General features: G+C 68.8%; 17 protein-coding genes and 1 pseudogene. 8 read left to right on the forward strand and 10 right to left on the reverse strand.

Annotated elements, in window-relative coordinates:
• The 6 genes from U4012_RS00005 to U4012_RS00030 all read left to right on the forward strand — a co-directional run.
• The coding region (locus tag U4012_RS00005) for an alpha-E domain-containing protein (RefSeq protein WP_321795079.1) at positions 1 to 751 on the forward strand (751 nt) is incomplete at its 5' end.
• Positions 752 to 759: 8 nt separating this feature from the next.
• Positions 760 to 1,734 (forward strand): transglutaminase family protein, encoded by a 975-nt coding sequence (locus U4012_RS00010; protein WP_321795081.1) that lies wholly within the window; start codon positions 760 to 762, stop codon positions 1,732 to 1,734.
• Positions 1,735 to 1,827: 93 nt separating this feature from the next.
• Positions 1,828 to 5,247 carry a transglutaminase family protein gene (locus tag U4012_RS00015; protein WP_321795083.1) on the forward strand — a complete coding sequence of 1,140 codons (3,420 nt, stop codon included), beginning with the start codon at positions 1,828 to 1,830 and terminating at the stop codon, positions 5,245 to 5,247.
• A 212-nt stretch (positions 5,248 to 5,459) separates the two neighbouring features.
• Positions 5,460 to 8,066: a circularly permuted type 2 ATP-grasp protein gene (locus tag U4012_RS00020; protein ID WP_124485088.1), complete on the forward strand. Its 2,607-nt coding sequence runs from the start codon at positions 5,460 to 5,462 to the stop codon at positions 8,064 to 8,066.
• Entirely contained in the window at positions 8,060 to 9,136 is a 1,077-nt protein-coding gene (locus U4012_RS00025) for a transglutaminase family protein (protein WP_321795085.1), read from the forward strand. The genes U4012_RS00020 and U4012_RS00025 overlap by 7 nt, the downstream gene beginning before the upstream one ends.
• A gap of 172 nt (positions 9,137 to 9,308) precedes the next feature.
• Positions 9,309 to 9,581 carry a hypothetical protein gene (locus U4012_RS00030; protein ID WP_124485046.1) on the forward strand — a complete coding sequence of 91 codons (273 nt, stop codon included), beginning with the start codon at positions 9,309 to 9,311 and terminating at the stop codon, positions 9,579 to 9,581.
• Positions 9,582 to 9,669: 88 nt separating this feature from the next.
• On the opposite strand, the gene pip is transcribed toward U4012_RS00030, so the two are convergent.
• On the reverse strand, positions 9,670 to 10,602 hold the full coding sequence (gene pip, locus U4012_RS00035) for a prolyl aminopeptidase (RefSeq protein WP_321795089.1): 933 nt from the start codon (positions 10,600 to 10,602) through the stop codon (positions 9,670 to 9,672).
• Between the two features lie 151 nt (positions 10,603 to 10,753).
• Entirely contained in the window at positions 10,754 to 10,921 is a 168-nt protein-coding gene (locus U4012_RS00040; RefSeq protein ID WP_321795091.1) for a hypothetical protein, read from the reverse strand.
• Positions 10,922 to 10,956: 35 nt separating this feature from the next.
• Between U4012_RS00040 and U4012_RS00045 the strand changes: the two genes are divergently transcribed.
• Positions 10,957 to 12,108: an acyltransferase gene (locus U4012_RS00045; protein WP_321795093.1), complete on the forward strand. Its 1,152-nt coding sequence runs from the start codon at positions 10,957 to 10,959 to the stop codon at positions 12,106 to 12,108.
• Positions 12,109 to 12,136: 28 nt separating this feature from the next.
• Here U4012_RS00045 and U4012_RS00050 read toward each other — a convergent pair.
• Positions 12,137 to 12,461 (reverse strand): annotated as a pseudogene (locus U4012_RS00050) (multidrug ABC transporter ATPase); the annotation flags it as partial.
• Between the two features lie 93 nt (positions 12,462 to 12,554).
• Between U4012_RS00050 and U4012_RS00055 the strand changes: the two are divergent.
• Positions 12,555 to 13,079 carry a lipocalin-like domain-containing protein gene (locus U4012_RS00055; RefSeq protein WP_321795095.1) on the forward strand — a complete coding sequence of 175 codons (525 nt, stop codon included), beginning with the start codon at positions 12,555 to 12,557 and terminating at the stop codon, positions 13,077 to 13,079.
• A 341-nt stretch (positions 13,080 to 13,420) separates the two neighbouring features.
• On the opposite strand, the gene U4012_RS00060 is transcribed toward U4012_RS00055, so the two are convergent.
• Genes U4012_RS00060 through U4012_RS00090 form a run of 7 tightly spaced genes read right to left on the reverse strand, consistent with a single transcriptional unit; the run spans position 13,421 to position 20,633 of the window.
• Positions 13,421 to 14,485, reverse strand: coding sequence for a 2-aminoethylphosphonate aminotransferase (locus tag U4012_RS00060; protein ID WP_321795098.1), 1,065 nt, complete (start codon positions 14,483 to 14,485; stop codon positions 13,421 to 13,423).
• Entirely contained in the window at positions 14,485 to 15,666 is a 1,182-nt protein-coding gene (aepY, locus tag U4012_RS00065; RefSeq protein ID WP_321795101.1) for a phosphonopyruvate decarboxylase, read from the reverse strand. Before aepY ends, U4012_RS00060 begins: the two co-directional genes overlap by 1 nt.
• Positions 15,663 to 17,348 carry a phosphoenolpyruvate mutase gene (gene aepX / locus U4012_RS00070; RefSeq protein ID WP_124920476.1) on the reverse strand — a complete coding sequence of 562 codons (1,686 nt, stop codon included), beginning with the start codon at positions 17,346 to 17,348 and terminating at the stop codon, positions 15,663 to 15,665. Before aepX ends, aepY begins: the two co-directional genes overlap by 4 nt.
• On the reverse strand, positions 17,345 to 18,112 hold the full coding sequence (locus U4012_RS00075; protein ID WP_321795106.1) for a phosphocholine cytidylyltransferase family protein: 768 nt from the start codon (positions 18,110 to 18,112) through the stop codon (positions 17,345 to 17,347). The genes aepX and U4012_RS00075 overlap by 4 nt, the downstream gene beginning before the upstream one ends.
• Positions 18,113 to 18,148: 36 nt before the next feature.
• Entirely contained in the window at positions 18,149 to 19,150 is a 1,002-nt protein-coding gene (locus U4012_RS00080; protein ID WP_044843986.1) for an HpnL family protein, read from the reverse strand.
• Positions 19,147 to 19,956, reverse strand: coding sequence for a 2OG-Fe(II) oxygenase (locus U4012_RS00085; RefSeq protein WP_044843987.1), 810 nt, complete (start codon positions 19,954 to 19,956; stop codon positions 19,147 to 19,149). Before U4012_RS00085 ends, U4012_RS00080 begins: the two co-directional genes overlap by 4 nt.
• Positions 19,953 to 20,633 (reverse strand): CDP-alcohol phosphatidyltransferase family protein, encoded by a 681-nt coding sequence (locus U4012_RS00090; protein WP_124485032.1) that lies wholly within the window; start codon positions 20,631 to 20,633, stop codon positions 19,953 to 19,955. The genes U4012_RS00085 and U4012_RS00090 overlap by 4 nt, the downstream gene beginning before the upstream one ends.
• Between the last annotated feature and the right edge of the window lie 22 nt (positions 20,634 to 20,655).

The following is a 20,655-nucleotide window of genomic DNA, read 5'->3' on the forward strand; positions in this document are numbered from 1 at the left end:
GTATGCCGCCGATACCGTGACCGACTACCTGCTGCGCGACCGCGACAACCCGTCGAGCGTGCTGTCGTGCATCGAGGCCGCGCGCTCGAACGCGCGGATGGTGCGCACGGCGCTCACGCGCGAGGCGTGGGAGAGCGTGAACGGCGCATGGCTCGCGCTGCGCCAGGCGCTCGCGCAGCCGGTGCCGGAGAGCGGGCTGCCGGCGGTGCTTGACGAAGTGAAGCGCGAAACCGCGCTGATCCTCGGCAGCTTCTACAGCACGATGCTGCGCAACGAGATCTTCGATTTCGCGCAGATCGGCGCGTTCGTCGAGCGCGCCGACAACACCGCACGGATCATCGACGTGAAATACCACCTGCTGCTGCCGTCGGTGTCGCACGTGGGCACGATCCTCGACAACTACCAGTGGGAGACGATCCTGCGCTGCGTGGCCGCTCACCGGTCGTACCGCTGGGTGTACGACGTGCAGTACAAGCCGATGAACATCGCCGACTACCTGATCCTGAACGGCCGCATGCCGCGCTCGCTGCGCTATTGCTACGGGCGCGTGGTGTCGAGCCTGAACCTGCTCGCGAAGGATTACGGCGTGACACACCCGTGTCACGACACGGCCACGAAGATTCTGCAGATGCTGTCCGACACCTCGGTCGAGCGGATCTTCAAGAGCGGCCTGCACGAGTTCCTGACCGACTTCATCGGCCGCAACAACAGCCTGGGGATCGATATCGCCCAGGCCTACAACTTCGACTGAGACTTGCCATGCGACTCGCCATCCGACACATCTCGCGTTATCAGTTCGACGATCAAGCCACCCATGCGCTGCAACGGCTGCGGCTGCGCCCGCAATCGGGGCCCGGGCAGACGGTGGGCGCGTGGCAGGTCACGATCGACGGCGTCGAGCCGACGCTTTCCTATGCGGACGGATTCGGCAACCGGATCGACCTCGTGCGCCACGACCGCGGCGCGAAGAACGAGGTCGTCGTGGTCGCGGCCGGCGTCGTCGAGACGCAGGACCGCGCGGGCATCCTCGGCAACCCCGAGGGCTATGCACCGCCGTGGATCTTCGAGCGCGAGACCGCGCTCACGAAAGCCGGCGACACCGTGCGCGAGCTCACGCAGGCGCTGCCGATCGAGCCGCACAGCCTCGATGCGCTGCACTGGCTGATGACGGAAGTGCACGACCGCATCGCATACGCGCCGAACCTGGCCGACGCGCCGGTCGATGCCGAAACCGCGCTGCAAAGCGGCGAGGGCACCAGCCGCGACCATGCGCACGCGTTCATCGCGGCCGCTCGCGCGCTGAAGGTGCCCGCGCGCTACATCTCGGGCTACGTGCTCGCCGACAGCGCGATGCAGCGCATCGCCGACGCGAAGCAGAGCGCGAGCGACGAGGATGCCGAGGAAGCGCTCGCGCTGCAGACGGGCGACGGCATGCAGCAGGTGCTCGGCGCATCGCATGCCGCACAGTCACAGGGCTTGCCGCAGGCGGCACTCGGCGCGCAGCCGCAGGCCGTCGCGCTGATGCAGCAGCCGGCCGGTCATGCGTGGGCCGAGGCGTACGTCGAAGGGCTCGGCTGGGTCGGCTTCGATCCGTTCATGAACCGCTGCCCGGACGAGCGCTACGTGCGCATCGCCGTGGGCCTCGACTATCGCGACGCGCAACCGGTGACGGGGATTGGCGCGAGCGTCGTCGGCATCGAGATCAGCGTCGTGCAGTCGCCCGAACTGGTCTGACGCACACCTTCTCCGAACCCGCCGTGCCGTGCCGCCGCAGCGACGGCGACGCGGCGCGCGCGGCCGGTCCAACCCGAACCGAGCGGCTCTCCCATGCCCATTCACGTCGCGCTGCATCACACCACCCGCTACCGCTACGACCGGCCCGTCAACCTCGGGCCGCAGATCGTGCGGCTGCGGCCCGCGCCGCACTGCCGGACGCCGATCGTCGCGTATTCGATGACCGTCGAGCCCGCGCAGCACTTCATCAACTGGCAGCAGGACCCGTTCTCGAACTATCTCGCGCGGCTCGTGTTTCCGGAGCGCACCGAACACTTCGAGATCACGATCGACCTGGTTGCCGAGATGTCGGTGTACAACCCGTTCGACTTCTTCCTGGAAGCCAGCGCGGAGCAATACCCGTTCAGCTATGACGATGCGCTGAAGACCGAACTCGCGCCGTACCTCGCGTGCGATCCGCAGACGAGCGCGGCGCCGCTGTTCCGCGCGTATCTCGACGGCGTCGACCGCACGCCGGCCGGCACCGTGAACTTCCTCGTCGCGCTGAACCAGCAGCTGCAGCACGACATCGGTTATCTGGTGCGGATGGAGCCGGGCGTGCAGACGCCCGAGCAGACGCTCGAGCTCGCGTCCGGGTCGTGCCGCGACAGCGCGTGGCTGCTCGTGCAGCTGTGCCGGCATCTCGGCATCGCCGCGCGTTTCGTGTCCGGCTACCTGATCCAGCTCACGCCCGACGTGAAGGCGCTCGACGGCCCGAGCGGCACGTCGGTCGACTTCACCGACCTGCACGCGTGGTGCGAGGTCTACCTGCCGGGCGCGGGCTGGATCGGCTTCGATCCGACCTCGGGCCTGCTCGCCGGCGAAGGGCACATCCCGCTCGCATGCACGCCGCAGCCGACCAGCGCCGCGCCGGTGGAGGGGCTGATCGACGAATGCGAAGTGTCGTTCGAGCACGAGATGGTGGTGACGCGCGTGTACGAATCGCCGCGCGTGACGAAGCCGTATACCGAGCAGCAATGGGACGCCGTGCGCACGCTCGGCGCGCAGGTCGACGGCGCGCTGACGGCCGGCGACGTGCGGCTGACGCAGGGCGGCGAGCCGACCTTCGTGTCGATCGACGATCGCGACGGCGCCGAATGGAACACCGATGCGCTCGGCCCGACCAAGCGCGGCTATGCGACCGAACTCGTGCAGCGGCTGCGCGCCGAATACGGCGAAGGCGGCTTCCTGCATTTCGGGCAGGGCAAGTGGTATCCGGGCGAGCAGCTGCCGCGCTGGGCGCTGTCGATCTTCTGGCGCGCCGACGGCCAGCCCGTGTGGCACGACCCGTCGCTGTTCGCCGACGAGCGCGAGCCGTCCGCGTGCACGACCGACGACGCGAAGCGCTTCATCGACGCGCTGGCCGCGCGCCTCGGACTGACCGACGAATTCGTGCGGCCCGGCTACGAGGATGTCTGGTACTACCTGTGGCGCGAGCGCCGGCTGCCCGTCAACGTCGATCCGTTCGACTCGCGCCTCGACGACGAGCTCGAGCGCGCGCGGTTGCGCAAGGTGTTCGACCAGCATCTCGACAGCGTGGTCGGCTACGTGCTGCCGATCAAGCGCACGGACGACGCGCCGGGTCTCGACGGCCCGCGCTGGCAGACCGGCCCGTGGTTCTTCCGCGACGAACGGATGTACCTCGTGCCCGGCGATTCGCCGATGGGCTATCGGCTGCCGCTCGATTCGCTGCCGTGGGTCGCCGGCGCCGACTATCCGTACCTGGTCGAACGCGATCCGTTCGCGCCGCGCGACGCGCTGCCGGACGCGGCCGCGTTCCGTGCGCGTCATGCGGGTGCGGCCGACGCGCCGCGTTACCTGGCCGGCGTGCATCGCGAAGCGTCCGCGCAAACGGTCATGCAGTTGCGCAGCGACGGCAGCGCCGCCGGCGACCGGCACGCGCATGCCGCGCAGGACCCGCAGCGCCACCCCGAGCGCTTCGAATCGGCCGCATGGATCACGCGTACCGCGATGTGCGCAGAAGTGCGCAACGGCATCCTGTACCTGTTCATGCCGCCGCTCGCCGCGCTCGAGGATTATCTCGACCTGCTCGCGGCGATCGAGCTGACCGCGCAGGCCCTCGGCGTGAAGCTCGTGCTCGAAGGCTATCCGCCGCCGCGCGACGCGCGGCTCAAGCTGTTGCAGGTCACGCCCGATCCTGGCGTGATCGAGGTGAACATCCATCCGGCGAAGAGCTTCGACGAACTCGTCGGCCAGACCGAATTCCTGTACGACGCCGCGTGGCAGTCGCGGCTGTCCAGCGAGAAGTTCATGGTCGACGGCCGGCACGTCGGCACGGGCGGCGGCAACCACTTCGTGCTCGGCGGCGCGACGCCGGCCGACAGCCCGTTCCTGCGCCGCCCCGATCTGCTCGCGAGCCTGATCGCCTACTGGCACAACCATCCGTCGCTGTCGTACCTGTTCTCGGGGCTGTTCATCGGTCCGACGAGCCAGGCGCCGCGCGTCGACGAGGCGCGCAACGACCAGGTCTACGAGCTCGACATCGCATTCGCGGAAATCCAGCGCAACAAGCTGCTGTACGGGCAGGACATGCCGCCGTGGCTCGTCGACCGCGTGCTGCGCAACCTGCTGATCGACGTGACCGGCAACACGCACCGCAGCGAATTCTGCATCGACAAGCTGTATTCGCCGGATTCGTCGACCGGGCGGCTCGGCCTGCTCGAACTGCGCGCGTTCGAGATGCCGCCGCATGCGCGGATGAGCATCGTGCAGCAACTGCTGCTGCGCGCGCTGGTCGCGCGCTTCTGGGCCGCGCCGTATACGACGCCGCTCACGCGCTGGGGCACCGCGCTGCACGATCGCTTCATGCTGCCCGCGTTCCTGAAGATGGATTTCGACGACGTGCTGGCCGAGCTGCGCGACGCCGGTTTCGCGTTCGATTCCGCGTGGTTCGCGCCGCATTTCGAATTCCGCTTCCCGCTGTTCGGCCAGATCGCGGTGAACGGGATGCAGCTGTCGCTGCGCGGCGCGCTCGAGCCGTGGCACGTGATGGGCGAGGAGGGCGCGCCCGGCGGCACGGTGCGCTACGTCGATTCGTCGGTCGAACGGCTCGAAGTGCGCGTGACCGGGCTGAACGACAACCGTCACGTCGTGACCGTCAACGGCCGCGCGCTGCCGTTGCAGCCGACCGGCACCGTCGGCGAATACGTCGCGGGCGTGCGCTACAAGGCGTGGGCGCCGCCGTCGGCGCTGCATCCGACCATCGGCGTGCATGCGCCGCTCACGTTCGACATCGTCGATACGTGGCTGCAGCGCTCGCTGGGCGGCTGCCGGTATCACGTCGCGCACCCGGGCGGGCGCAACTATGCGACGTTCCCGGTCAACGCGTACGAGGCCGAGAGCCGCCGGCTCGCGCGTTTCGTCGCGATGGGGCACACGCCGGGGCGGATGGACGTGGCGGCCGCCGCGCCGAGCCGTGAATTCCCGTTCACGCTCGACCTGCGACGGCCCTGATCGTCGGATGAAAGGACGCACGACGATGCGCGGTCTCCGACCTCCCGGCGCGCCGGGAGGAGTGCTAGGATGCGGGCAGACTGCGGCCGCCCGCCGCGTCTGCCGTGCCCGGACGACGGTGCGGCGGCGCGCGGGCACCGCTGCCCCCTGACGACGGAACGATACCGACCGTGCCGCCCATTCACCCCGACGATCTCGCCGACGCCGACGCGATGCCCACGCTTTTCGATACCGGCGCGCAGCCGGACGCCGCGGAACTGGCCGCCGCGCTCGCGGCGCCGGCCGCGGCCGGCCGCTACGACGAACTGCGCGGCAGTGCCGCCGGCCTCACCGCGCCGCTGCTCGCCCCCGCATGGCGCAGCTTCTTCACGTCGATCGGCAGCGACGGCGTGGCCGACCTCGACCGCCGCGCCGACGCGCTGCAGCGCCGCATGCGCGAGAACGGCCTGTTCTACCAGCTCCACGAACAACGCGCAGGCGACGGCGCGGCCGGCCCGTGGTCGCTCGACCTGCTGCCGCTGATCGTCACGCCCGAGGACTGGGTCGCGATCGAGCGCGGCGTGCTGCAGCGCGTGCGGCTGCTGAACGCGACGATGGCCGATTTGTACGGACCGCAGACGATCCTGCAGCGCGGGCTGCTGCCGCCCGCGCTCGTGACCGGCCACCCGGGCTACCTGCGCGCGATGCGCGGCGCACGCGTGCCGGGCGACACGTGGCTGCACGTCGTCGCGTTCGATCTCGCGCGCGGCCCCGACGGCCAATGGCGGATCGTCGCGCAGCACACGCAGGGCCCGTCCGGCCTCGGCTATCTGCTCGAGAACCGGCTGATCGTGTCGCGGCTCTTTCCGCGCGGCTTCCGCGGGCTGCGCGTGCAGCGGCTCGCTTCCGCGTACCGGTCGCTGCTGCAGAGCATGCAGGCGCTCAGTCCCGCCAGAAAGAATTCGCGGATCGTGCTGCTGACGCCCGGGCCGCACAGCGCGACCTACTTCGAGCATGCGTATCTCGCGCGCTACCTCGGCCTCACCCTCGTCGAGGGCGGTGACCTGACCGCGCGCGACAACCGCGTCTTCCTGAAGACGCTGCGCGGGCTCGAACCCGTGCACGGGATCCTGCGGCGCGTCGACGACGCGTGGCTCGATCCGCTCGAACTGCGTCCCGATTCGATGCTCGGCGTGCCCGGCCTGCTGCAGGCCGTGCGGGCCGGCAACGTGCTGCTCGCGAATGCGCCGGGTTCGGGCTTCCTCGAGTCGCCGGGCATGCTCGGCTTCATGCCGCGCCTCGCGGAAGCGCTGCTCGGCGAAACGCTGACGCTGCCGGCCGTGCATTCGTGGTGGTGCGGCGAGGCGGCCGCGTGCGGCGATGCGCTGCCGCAGCTTGCGCGCAGCATCGTGAAGCCGTCGTATCCGCCCGAGGTGCAGGCCGGCGGCGCGTTCGACCCGGTGATCGGCGCGCGGCTCACGCCGGCGCAACTGGCCGAATGGCGTGCGCGGATCCTGGCCCGGCCCGAGCATTACACGGTGCAGGCCGACCTGCCGTTGTCGCAGGCGCCGACCTGGCCGGGGCACGACGCGTCCGACGGCAGCGGCGGCGCGCGCATCGTGCCGAAGCCGCTGCTGCTGCGCGTGTTCGCGCTCGCCGACGGCGCGCAGCGCTGGCGGCTGCTGCCGGGCGGACTGTCGCGGGTCGGCACGCGCGATACGCTGTTCAACGCGCCGATGCCGCGCGGCGGCAGCACGGTCGATACGTGGGTGATGACCGAAGGCATCGTCGATTCGACGACGCTGCTGCAGACGCGTCTCGGCCCCGACGATCTGGTCGAGCGTCCGCGCGCGATCGCGAGCCGCGCGGCGGAGAACCTGTTCTGGCTCGGCCGCTATACCGAGCGCGCGACCAACCTGATGCGTCTCGCGCGCGCCGCGCTCGAACGGCTGCGCGGCGAGGACGACGTCGACAGTCCCGCGCATCTCGAGTTGATCGACACGTTGTGCCGCGACACCGGCCTGATCGCGCCCGACGCGCCGAACGCCGTCGATGCGCCGCGTGCGTTCCAGTACGCGCTCGCGACGTCGCTGACGCGCGGCGCGGACCGCACGTCGGGCATCGCGTCCTGCCTGTTCGGGATGCGCGGCGCGGCTGCGGCGATCCGCGAACGGCTGTCGAGCGATCAGTGGCGGCTGATCGACGACGCGACGCAACTGTTCGCCGACAGCGCCGATCATCCGGAAGCCGAGGAGCAGATCGGCAACGAGGCGCTGCAGTTGCTGGAGCGCCTCGGGCTGCTGCTCGGCGCGATCACCGGCGCGCAGACCGACAACATGACGCGCGACGACGGCTGGCGGCTGTTGTCGATCGGGCGGCAGATCGACCGGCTGGACTTCCTGTGCAGCGTGCTGAAGTTCGCGTTCGACGAAGGCGCGGTGCACCGGCAGGACGGTTTCGAACTCGTGCTGGAGCTGTTCGACAGCACGATCACGTTCCGCTCGCGCTTCCAGCGCGGCTTCGACGTCGCGCCGCTGCTGTCGCTCGTCGTGCTCGACACCGACAATCCGCGCTCGCTCGGCTGGGTCGTGCAGGCGTTGCGCGGCCGGCTGACGAAGGTCGAGCGCAGCGAGGGCTATGCGCTGTCCGAACTGGCCGAGACGATTCCGGACGTGCCCGCGTGGTCGCTGCACGAACTGTGTGAAACCGGCGACGATGGTCGGCACGACGCGCTGCTCGATGCACTCGACACGACCGTGAAGGCCGTGTGGGATCTGTCGAACCGGATCGGCGAGCGATATTTCAGCCACGTTCGCGAGGCGGGCAGGACGCTATGGTGACGCCGAAACACGCGGCGAAGACGCCGCCCGCGGCCGCCCCCGGCAGTGCGAAGCAGACAGCGGCGGCGGTCGTGCCTGCGGCCTCGAATGCATCGGCCACGTCGGCCACGCCGACGACGTCGGCCGGTCGTGTCCTGCGTGTCACGCACGACACCGAATATCGCTACGCGGCGCGCGTCGAATCGGCCCAGCACCAGGCGCGGCTGCAGCCGCTCGCGACGCCGCGCCAGCAGGTGCTGTCGTTCGCGCTCGACATCGAACCCGGACCGGAAACGGTCGGCACCGAGATCGACGCGTTCGGCAACGCGCGCGCATCGTTCGCGCTGAACCAGCCGCACGATGCGCTGCTCGTGCGCAGCCGCAGCACGGTGCGCGTGAGCCCGCCCGTCTGGTCGCAGGGCGCACGCGGCGCGCCGCCGCCCGCGATCGCGCATCCCGACCCCGAGCACGCAACCGCATGGGAAGCCGTGCGCGACCGCCTGCGGTTTCGCGCGGGGCAGCCGTACGACGCGGCGAGCGAATTCGTGTTCGCGTCGCCGCACGTGGCGTGCGATCCGGAACTGGCTGCGTATGCGGCCGCCAGCTTCAAGCCGCAGCGGCCGCTCGTGCAGGCCGCATGGGACCTGATGCGGCGGATTCACGCCGACTTCGCGTATACGCCGAACAGCACCGACATCACGACGACGGCGCTCGATGCATTGCGATTGCGCAAGGGCGTCTGCCAGGATTTCGCGCACGTGATGATCGGCGCGCTGCGCTCGCTCGGGCTCGCCGCGCGCTACGTGAGCGGGTATCTGTTGACGCAGCCGCCGCCCGGGCAGCCGCGGCTGATCGGTGCGGACGCCTCGCATGCATGGGTCGACGTGTACGACCCGGCGTGGCCCGAAGACGGCGGCTGGCTGCAGCTCGATCCGACCAACGACCGCGCGCCGGGCGACGACTACGTGATGCTGTCGATCGGCCGCGACTACGCGGACGTGACGCCGCTGCGCGGCGTGATTCGCGGCGGCGGCGCGGATCAGGAGCTGAAGGTCGGTGTGACGGTCGAGCCGCTCGATGAGGCGCTCTAAGGCCAGATGCGCCGGTCGCCGGACGTTTAAGTCGTCGTTAATACTGCCCGCCTAGCATGGTGTTGCCGGCGAACGGATCGGACCCGATCCGGCGCCGGCGGCACGCACGGGTGCGTCGACGTCACGGCGCCGCGCCGTCGCGCGTCGCCATTCCCTTGCAACGGCGGCAGACATGATCAAGAACTTCGACTACACGCTCGGCAACGAGACGATAGAGCTTTGCGCGAGCTTCGGCGCGGGCCCGGCGTTCCGCCGCGTGCTCGTGAGCCGTGCGGATTCGATGGAAACGCTCGTGGTGCTCGACGCGCGTGGCCTGTCGGGCCTGCTGAAGGTCGCGACCGAGGAGCCGGAAGGGTTGCTCGACGATGCGATCCGCAAGGTTGGCGATGAACGACTCGTCGAGCGGGCGATCAGCGGCCGCACGATCGTCGAAGCGGCGCTCTGAGCGGGGCGGCGCGCGCCGGCCGGCATGGCCGGCTGCCGCGCGCCGCGCGCCGCGTGGTATTGCGCGGTATGTGCTGCGTTGCTTGCGCTTACGCCGCGAACCGGTCCGTCGCCGCAAGCAGGGCCTTCAGGATGCCCGGTTCGTTGAATGCGTGTCCGGCATCCGGCACGATCTCGAACCTCGCGTCGGGCCATGCCTTCGCGAGATCCCATGCGGTGCGTGCGGGCGTCGCGATATCGTAGCGGCCTTGCACGATCACGCCCGGAATCCCGGCGAGGCGATGCGCGTCGCGCAGCAACTGGCCCTCCTCGACGAACCCGCGATTCACGAAGTAGTGGTTTTCGATCCGCGCGAACGCGAGCGCATAGTGGCCGTCCGCGAAGTGCGCGGCCAGCGCCGGGTCCGGCAGCAGCGTGATCGTACGGCCTTCCCAGAGGCTCCATGCGCGCGCGGCTTCGAGTTTCGCGGCTTCGTCGTCGCCCGTCAGGCGGCGATGGTACGCGGCCATCAGGTCATCGCGCTCGGCTTGCGGAATCGGCGCGAGGAATTCTTCCCACAGGTCCGGGAACAGCCACGACGCGCCTTCCTGGTAGTACCACAGCAACTCCGCGCGGCGCATCGTGAAGATGCCGCGCACGACGAGTGCGCTGACGCGTTGCGGATGCGTCTGCGCGTAGGCGAGGGCGAGCGCGCTGCCCCATGAGCCGCCGAACACGAGCCACTGTTGCGCGCCGACCATCTCGCGCAACCGCTCGATGTCGGCCACCAGGTCCCAGGTCGTGTTGTTGTCGAGGCTCGCATGCGGTGTGGAGCGCCCGCAGCCGCGCTGGTCGAACAGCAGGATGTCGTAGCGCTCGGGATCGAACAGGCGGCGATGGTCGGGGCTGCAGCCCGCGCCCGGGCCGCCGTGCAGGAACACCGCGGGCTTGCCGGACGGGTTGCCGCAGCGCTCCCAGTAGATGCGGTGGCCGTCGCCGGTGTCGAGGTGGCCGTGGGCGTAGGGTTCGATCGGTGGGTACACAGGCAGGCTCCGGGTGAGGGTCGGCAGGGCGGCGGACGACGCACGGGCCGGTGGGCGATCGGAATACGGCAGCGCCGGTCTCGCGGATATTGCGGCGCCGCAGATTCGTTGTGTCGGCATCGGCCCGGCGGCCGCCGGGCAAGGCTTGTCATTATGCCCATTCATTCCGGCCGTTGCGTGCGATGGCGCAGCCGGTTGCACGGCGCGGCATTGCGGCCGGCATGCTCGGCGGAATTTTTTTTGCCAATTTCGTTCCGATATTTTTCAGACAAAATCCCGGCGGCATATCGGCGCACCGATCGCGGGCGCCGGCCTTCATTCCGTTCCTCCGCCGTGCCAACGGGAAACGAACCGATGAACCATCGCGTCAAGCAACTGACCGGGTTGCGCGCCGTCGCGGTCACGATGGTCGTCGTCGGCCATGCGGAACGCGTGCTGCCGGGCGGCTATACCGGCTGGCTCGCGCCGCTGCGGCTTGTCGCCGACGGCCGGCTCGGCGTGCTGATCTTCTTTGTCCTCAGCGGCTTCCTGATCACCAACGTGCTGCGCGCGGAGTGCGCGCGCACCGGCGGGATCGCGCTGACGTCGTTCTATGTGCGCCGCGCGCTGCGAATCTGGCTGGCGTGCTACGTGTATCTCGCGACCATCGGCGTGCTCGCCGCCGTCGGCTGGCTCGACGTCGGGCGCCGCCAGTGGCTGTATGCGGCGCTGCATCTGTGGAATTACTCGGCATGGTTCGGGCTGAGCGGCGACAACGTGCTGCACCCGGACGGCGCGTGGTATCTCGGCCATTTCTGGTCGCTCGCGCTCGAGGAGCAGTTCTACTGGTTCTGGCCGCTGCTGTTCGTGTTTGGCGCCCGCCGTCGCGGCACGTGCCGGCTGGCCGCGCTGATCCTGGCCGTGCCGCTCGCGCGCGCGCTCACGTATTTCGTCGCGCCGGCGCTGCGCGGGCAGCTCGGGATGATGCTGCATACGGGCGTCGATCCGATCCTGATCGGCTGCTACGCGGCGCTCGAACGCGAACGGCTCGAAGCATGGATCGGCTCGTGGCGCGGCGAGACGCGCATCGTGACGGCGCTCGTCTTCATCGTGCTGTTCGGGATGCCGCTTGCCGAACATCGGCTCGGCGGCTTCTGGAATGCGACCTACGGCGTGACGCTCGAGGCCGCACTGATCGCGATCGTGATCGTCGTGCTGAATTTCCGCAGCGAGTTCTGGTGCGCGCGCTGGCTGCGGGCCGCGCCGGTCGTGTTCGTCGGCACGATCTCGTTCAGCCTGTATCTGTGGCAGCAGCCGTTCGCGAATCCGGGCCTGCCGGTTGCGCATGCGTTTCCACTTGGCATCGTGTGGGCGCTGCTGGCCGCGACGGCCAGCTACTTCCTCGTCGAGAAGCCGTTCCTGCGGTTGAAGGATCGTTTCACCGCGCGCGAAGCACGACGCCTGCGCGACGATGCGCGGCGGATGCCGGCGCCGGCCGATCCGATCGGGCCGAAGGTGGCGGAATAGGCGGGTGGGGTGGCGATTCGCTCCGGCCTTACTTGAAGCGCTTCATTGCGGCGGGCGAATACCAGAAGTTCCGGAACATGTCGATGCCGTACGACTTGCCGTCGTAGTGGACGACCGTGCGCGCCGTGCGCTTGCCCGTATCTGAGTAATCACCGTTCTTGCGCTGCGTCTCCGTGATGTGCGCCGTGATCGGCAGGTTGGCGAAGCCGTGGCTCGACGCTTTCTCGACGGCGATCGTCATGCGGGCCTCTTCGCTGCGCGCATCGCCGATGCCGGGGGCCGCAGGCTTCACCTTCGACGCCGACCCATCCATAGAGGTTGGTGCCGAACAATGGGCGGATACGGCCGCCTTCGCACATTCGCGGCAGCGGCGATTGCCTCCGCCTTTCCTTGCGTGCGTTCTATATTTGTCGTTATGGGTCAGTTTGCGAGAGGAGAGAGGGACCATGAATCGTATCCACATCGTCGCCGCTGCTTCGCGATGGGTGCTTCTGGGGCTCGCGGTGCAATCGGGCGTTGCGTTGAGTCAACAGCAGCTGGACAAGTCATTGGACCAGCAGCTGGCCGGTGCATGGACGTATGTCTCGGCCGACACCGTCCGCCCGGACGGAAGCCGCACACCCATGTACGGATCTGATCCGCGCGGTCTGGTGATTTTTGATGGCCATGGTCACTACGCGCTGGTGAATTCGCGCAGCGACCTACCCAAGTATGTGTCCAACGATCGAATGAAAGGCAGTGCAGAGGAATATCGCGCCGTGGTGCAAGGTTCGATCGCACATTTTGGTACGTACGTCGTCAACGAAGCAGACAGAACCATCACCTTTCACATAGAAGCAGGCACGTTTCCGAACTGGAACGGTGTCGAGCAACGCAGGCCGTTTGTCCTCTCGGGAGACGAGCTCAGATGGACCACGCCCTCAGCCTCCGGGGGAGGCTCGGGTGAGGTCGTGCTGAGGCGAGCCAAATGACTTCGAATACAGGCCGAGTGTGTGTCGTCACTGCCGCGGAATGACGGGACGCGGGATTGAACTGGCCTGCTTTGGCATGTTGCGTCGATGCCGGCAAACAAAGCGATCGGTCGGACAGATCGATATCAAGATGAAACCGATCCGACGCTCGACCGGGCACCGGCTCGCAACTGCGCCCAACGTACGGTTTTCGTCGGGGCAATGACGGCATTGGTTCGCCGACAGCCACTCGCATGTGCCCGCGGCCGCCCAAATGTCACCTGCACAGTCGAGTCTTTCCCCGAACCTCGCAAACAACAAAAAAGGCCCTTGCGGGCCTTTCGTCGACGAAGCGAGTAGCGTTACTGCGTCAGCGCCGTAAAACCCTCCAGCAACCGCTCGACATCAGCCGCTTGAATCGCGCCCATCGTCGAGATCCGGAACAGTTCCTTCGACAACCCGCCTTGCCCCGCATAAATCACGAAGCCGCGCGCCTTCAGCCCGTCGTGCAGCGTCTCGTACGTGACGCCTTGCGGCAGCCGGTACGCACGCAGCACGACCGACGACGCGCCTTCCGGCAGCACGAGCGACATCCCGCGCGCCGCGAGCCCGGCCTGCGCCTGATCGGCGAGCGCCTTGTAGTGCGCATGCCGCGCGCGCCATCCACCGGCTTCGTCGAACTCGCGCAGCGCCTCGACGAGCGCGTAGTACGCGTGCACGGACGGCGTGAACGGCGTATTGCGCTGATCCTGCAGCTTCGCGAGCCGGCCGAGATCAAGGTAATACGTGCGGCTCGCCGCCTTCGCGAGCGCGCTGCGGCGCACGATCACGAACGCGGCGCCCGGCACGCCGTGCAGGCACTTGTTCGCGGTCGCGGCGACCGCGTCGATCACGCCGCCGGTGAAGTCGATCGCTTCGGCGCCGAAGCTGCTGACGCCGTCGACGAGCATCTTCACGCCGCGCGCACGGCACACGTCGGCGATCGCGCCGAGGTCGTTCAGCCGGCCGGTCGTCGTTTCGTGATGAATCACCGCGACGTGCGAATAACCGCCCGCGTCGAGACGCGCGGCGATCTGCGCGAGATCGGGCGCCTGCATCCATTCGTGCTTCAGCACCTCATGCGCGATTCCGTACTGCGTCGCGATCTGCGTGATGCGCTCGCCGTACACGCCGTTCTCGATCACGAGCAGCTTGCCGTCCTGCGGCACGAGCGCCGCGATCATGCTCTCGACGGCGGCGGTGCCCGAGCCGGTCATCAGCACGGCGGCCCATTCGGCCGGATCGAGCTCGTACGCGGCAACGAGGCGCGCACGCGCTTCATCCTGCAGATCGAAGAATTCGCTTTCGCGATGGCACAGGTCGGGTTGCAGCAGGCTGCGGCGCACGCGTTCGGTGAGCGTGACCGGGCCGGGATTCAGCAGCAGCATCAATGAGCTCCTTCGGCGTGGGCTTCAGCCTGTGCGGCGCCGATATGCCGCATCAGGCGGGTCTTGACCTCGACCGGCGTGACGGTCGGGCGGGGCAGGCCGTCGGGCACGCCCGTGCGGATCGCCACGCGCACGAACTGCGCACCGTCGGCCCGCGCGGCGAGCGTCGCATCGAGCACGTCGAGCGTGTCGCCTTCGACCGCCGACGCATAGCCGCATGCGGCCGCGACACCCGCGAACGACACATGCTGCGACACGGTCGCCTGGCCGCCCGTCGATTCGTGTGCGCCGTTGTCGAGCAGCACGTGCGTGAGGTTGGCCGGGCCGTAGGTGCCGAGCGTCGCGAACACGCCCATGCGCATCAGCGCGGCGCCGTCGCCGTCGACGGCCACCACGCGCAGGTCGGGGCGCGCGAGCGCGAGACCCAGCGCGAGCGGCGTCACGCAGCCCATCGAGCCGACCATGTACAGCTGATTCGGGCGGTCGTCGATCGCATAGAGCTCGCGGCTGCAGAAGCCGGTCGACGCGAGCACGACGGTCGAATCGACCGGCGTGTGCGCGATCACGCGCTGCAGCGCGTCGTGGCGGGTCGGCCACGCGTCGGCCGACGCGGCACGCGACGACGCTTGCGCGGCGACATGCGCGCGCGGCGCGGCCGCCGGATTCGCCTTCAGCTCATACGGCGCGACGCTGCCTTTCTGCATCACGAGCGCGTACGGGCGGCCCGTCGCGTCCATGTGCGCGATCGCGCGGTCGAGCGCCGGGCCGACCTGTTCGGGGTCGGTCGGGAACGTCTCCCACGGGATTTCCATCGTGTCGAGCATCGCCGGCGTGATCGGGCCCATCAGCGCGTGCTGCGGCTCGTCGGCGACGCCCGGCTGGCCGCGCCACGTGACGATCAGCAGCTGCGGCAGCCGGAACGTCCAGGTCAGCGACGTGAGCGGGCTCACCGCGTTGCCGAGCCCCGAGTTCTGCATCATCGCGATCCCGCGCTTGCCGCCGAGCGTGGCGCCCGCGATCAGCGCGACCGCGTCGCCTTCGTTCGCGGCCGACACGTAGTGCAGCGTCGGGTCCTGCAGCACGTAGTTGATGAACGGCGTCAGGTACGAGCAGGGCACGCCCGCGTACCAGTCGAAACCGCGTTCGCGCGCGGCCTCGACGAACTGGGCCGCTTCGATCATTGCGCGCCCCCGTTGCCGGCGCCCGGCTCGGACAGCGGCGTCTGGCCGTGCGCGAAGTCGCCCGCGCGGCGGAAGTCTTCCAGATCGTTGACGCCGCGCCAGTGGCCGTGCACGTACTGGACCTCGATCTTCTCGCCGGCGGCGATCAGCTCGTTGAGCAGCGACGGGATGTCGAGCGTGTCGAAATCGGGGCGCGCCTGCAGCGTCGCGAGCATCGCCTTCAGGCGGTCGACGCCCGCGCCGCGCACGTTCAGGAGACCGATCCAGCGGCCGTGCGGCGTGCCGGCGGCGACGTCGCTCGACACACGCTGCAGATACGTCTTCTGGCCGAACAGGCCGCGGTCGTCCGCCGCCGAGCACAGCGCGAAGTCGCGCACGCTCTGGTTGGTTTCCGTCAGCGACGAATCGACGACGACGCTGAACTCGGCCTCGCTCTCCGCGAGGTCGCGCACGATGTAGCTGCGGAACAGCAGGTCGCCGTACGAGATCACGGTGTCGCCGGTCAGGCGTTCGGCCGCACATGCGAGCGACGCGAGTTCGCCCGTCTGCGCATGGCGTTCGTTGACCACGAGCTTGATGCCCGACGTGTCGATCGCGTCGGCGCGATAGCCGCCGACCACGGTGATGTCGTTCACGCCGTGCGTCTTGAAGCCGTCGACGAGCCAGCGCAGCAGCGGCTTGCCGGCGACCGGCAGCATGACCTTCGGCTTGTCTTCGGTGACGGCTTCGAGGCCCTTGCCGCGGCTCGCGGCGAGCACGATCGCGGCGTTCGACGCGCGCGACGACGACGACAGGTAGATGCGCTCGGCGGCCGAGTACTCGTCGGCGTCCTGCAGGCGGAAGATCTCGTTGACCGATGCAACGCGGTCCTCGACGTTGATCAGCGTTTCGCTCTCGTGGATCTCGCGCGCGGTCGCCTGCATCGCGGATGCCGACGCGCGGATCAGGTGGTTCGCCCAGATCACGGTGCTGATGCCGGCCTGGCGGAACACGTCGGTCGGCGTGCTGTAGTACTTGGTCGGCACGATCACGAGCGGCGCCTTGCCGCTCCATTCGCGCGCGAACTGCAGGATCTCGTCCGGGCGCGACAGCTTGCTGTGGATCAGGATCGCGTCGGCGCCGGCTTCCGCGTACGCGTTCGCGCGACGCAGCGCCTCGTCCATCCCCCAGCCTGCGATCAGCGCTTCGACACGCGCGACGATCGAGAAGTCGGGATCGGTCTGCGAATCCTTGCCGGCCTTGATCTTGCCGCAGAACTCGTCGATTTCCGCGAGCGGCTGGCGCTCGCCGCCGATGAAGCTGTTGGTCTTCGGGAACTGCTTGTCCTCGATACAGACGCCGGCGATGCCGCGCTGCTCGAGCTTCTTCACAAGGCGGCGCACGTTGTTGAAGTTGCCGTAGCCGGTGTCGCCGTCGAGCAGGATCGGCAGGTCGCTCGCGTCGGCCATGAACTCGAGCACGTCGACGACCTGCGTCCAGCTTGCCTCGTTGTTGTCGCGCACGCCAAACTGCGCGGAGATCGCGAGGCCCGATGCCCAGATCCCCTTGAAGCCCGCTTCGCGGACGATGCGCGCGGACAGGCCGTTGTGCGCTTCCATCAGGAATTCGAGTTCGCTGCTGACGAGCATGCGGCGCAGGCGTGCGCTGCGCGATTCGGAGAAGTTGGGTTCGCGTGCGTTCATCGTGCGGCTCCGGCGGTCGTGCGTTGAATCAGGGGGAGAATCTCTTGCGTCGCGCGTGCGACGTCGTTCGGGAAGTCGATTTCGATCCACGGCGAACCCGTGACGTCGGCGACGTCGAACGCGTGGCCGCCTTCGAGCAGCAGGTCGCGCACGGCTTCCTCGTGCGGCATGTTCGCGCGGCCGCTGTCGACGTAGCCCGCGACGATTTTCGCGAGGCGGCGCGCGGTGCCTTCGGTGAAGCGGAAGAAGCCTACCGACTCGCCGATCGTGTCGTAGTCGAGGTCGACCGCGAGCTGCTTGCGCAGCTCGACCGGCACGCCGTTCTTCAGGCATAGCTTGACGGGTTCGTCGCCGGCCTCGAAGTCGCGATCGATCAGCAGGCGGTCGACCGACTGGTCGGCATCGGCGACCAGCGCGTGCAGGATGTTCTCGTCGTACAGCACGTCGGCGTCCATCAGCAGCACGTCGCCGCCACGCGTCATCGCATCGGCGACGGTATGCACGGTCAGCACGCTGCCGAGGTCGTAGCGCTCGTTGATCACGATCTCGGCGGTGCGGCCGAGGCGCTTCAGTTCCTGCTCGACCTTCTCGTGCTGAAAGCCGAGCCCGAGCACGATTTCATCGACGCCCGCGGCGTCGAGCACACGCAGATGGCGCTCGAGCAGCGACACGTCGTCGAAGCGCAGCAGGCACTTCGGAAATTGCGCCTCGGGCGGTTGTTGCAGGCGCAAGCCGAGGCCTGCCGCAAGAATGATGGCTCGCATGGGTTCTCCAACCAAAAAGCCGGCGGATCTGAACGATCAGTCGGCGATGGGCTGCGGCGCACGGCGCCGCTGCCAGTTTCTTTCACTGAAATGCAGATAGAGCAGGCCGGGCAGGCCGAGCGCGAGTTCGCGCGCGCGCTTCGCGAGCGACAGCGCGAGCGCCGCGTCGGGCGGCAGGCCGACCAGCGGGGCGAGCAGCAGGTAACCGCCTTCCTGTGCACCGAGCGAGCCCGGGATCGCGAATGCCGCACCGCGAATCGCCTGGCCGACGCTCTCGAGCAGCAGCGCGTCGAGCCAGCTGACCGGGTGCCCGAGGAAGTGCAGCGCGAGCCACACTTCGGCGGTGCCGACGATCCAGCCGGCGAGGCTCAGGGCGAAAGTCTTCGCGACCTTCGCGCGATCGCGGTACAGCGCGCCGACCGCGTCGTCGATCGCGTCCGCGCGGGTCGCCAGCGACGACCAGTCGCGCGGGCCGAGCAGCTTCGACGCGAGACGCAACCCGCGGCCGAACAGCCCGCGCCGCTGCGCCGCGTAGAACGCGACGGCCAGTGCGCCGAGCACGCCGGTGGCGATCAGCGCCGGCGTGCGCAGGTGAGCGACCGACTCGTGCGTCGCATACACGCTGAACGTGGCGATGCCGATCAGCGCGAACGCCATCTGCGCGAGCGCCTGCATCGTCGTGCTGACGGTGACCGCGGCGGCCGCGTCGGCCATCCGCGTGCCGCGCTGCGCGAGGTGGCGCACCATCAGCACCGGGCCGCCGATCTGCCCGGCGGGCAGCAGGCTGTTCACCGATTCGCCGACCCAGCGCGCGCGCAGCGCGTTGCCGAGCTCGGCGCCCGGCTGGCCGCGGCGGAACATCACCGAGATCGCCAGCGCGTCGATCACGAGCGGGACGACGTGGAATGCCGCGACGAGCGCGAGGCCCCAGCCGGCCGCGAGGAACGTCGACGCGACCGCGCCGACGCCCTGCCACGCGAGCAGGGCGACGAACAGTGCCGTTCCGAGGGACAGCAGGATCAGGCCGGCGCGTGTCATGACCCGCTCGACCGGCGCGTAGCCAGCTGCTTGAACACCTGGCGGAAACCGAAATACGCGATCGCGTCCTTCATGTTCGAAATGAAGCGCTTCCACGGCCGCATGCCGGGGTTGGTCACGTATTCGAACGTGAGCGACACGCGCGTCTCGTTCTGGCCGAGCGGCGTGATGCGATGGCGCAGCTTGTCGCCGTCGAACAGCACGATGCCGCCGTCGGCGATCTGCACGGAACCCGGTTCGTCGGGCACGTCAGGATTGCGCGTATGCAGTTCGTAGTCGAGCCGGCACGACGACTCGTCGATCACGCCGATCAGCAGCGTGTAACGACGGCCGTCGTAGTACGACGTGTCGTAGTGCCAGCCGATGTGGTCGCCCGGCTTCGTGTAGTAGTACAGCGCGTACGCATGCGGATCGTCGTCCGGCGACAGCATCAGCTTGTCGCCGGTGACCTTCTCGAGGAAGCCGATCAGCGCCTTCGAGCGGTACAGCTCCGCGATGTACGGCGCCTGCTCGTCGATCGTGTGCCGGCTCACGCTGCCGCCCTGCTTGTGGCCGGGCAGGTAATTGCGGTTCAGGCCGGCCTGCATCGCGCGGGCGGCGGCCGCGAGCTTCGCGTGCGCGTCGGCCGGCAGGAATGCGTCGAGGTACAGGAACGAGCCCTGGCGCGTGTAGTCGCCGCGCAGGCGGTCGAGGTCGAGACGGCCGACGCAGTCGGCCACGGTGCGATCGGGATCGGCCGCTGCCGCGCGCGCAGGCGCGGGGCGTGCCGGGCTCAGCACGGAGTCGTCGCGCGTGCTAGGAGTCATTTGGAAACCTGGATTTCGGTAGGGTTCTGCGGGAGATTGCCGCGGCGGACGATGCGCCACCAGTCGATCACGACCCACGCGGCGAACAGCGGGGCGCCGATCGATGCCGCGAGCAGGAACGGCTGGACGCCGTCGACGAGCGTCACGATCGGCAGCAGGTAGAGCACGTCTTCCGTCTCGAAGCCGCCGGCGAACGCCTGCTTGGTGCCGGCCTTGCCGGCGATCGATTCGATCCGCATGCGCAGGAAGAAGATCAGCGCGACGGCCGCACCGGCCACCGCGCCGAGCAGCACCGGCGACGCGGCCATCTGGCCGCCCTGGGCGACGATGCCGAGGCCCATGCTGACGAACAGCGCGACCGTCACGAGCGCGTCGGCCGCGAGGTCGTAAAAGTGACCGATCTTGCTGGACTTGCCGCTGATGCGCGCGAGTTCGCCGTCGGTGTGGTCGACGAAGTTCGACAGCACGATCAGGAATGCCCCCGCGTTGATCCAGCCGAAGCCGCCTTGCGCGAGGCACCAGGCACCGGCGAGGCCGATCAGCAGACGAAGGGTAGTGAGGTGATTCGGGGTGACGGGCGTGTCGATCAGCGGGCGTACAAGCGAGCGCGCGAGCCGCGCATCCCAGGTGCGTGGCAGGGGCGGTTCGGAACGTGTGGCGGTTTTTCTTTGGTCCATCGGCGAAATATATACGGAATTG

The organism is Burkholderia sp. BCC1988, from assembly GCF_905339895.1.
Lineage (GTDB): Bacteria > Pseudomonadota > Gammaproteobacteria > Burkholderiales > Burkholderiaceae > Burkholderia.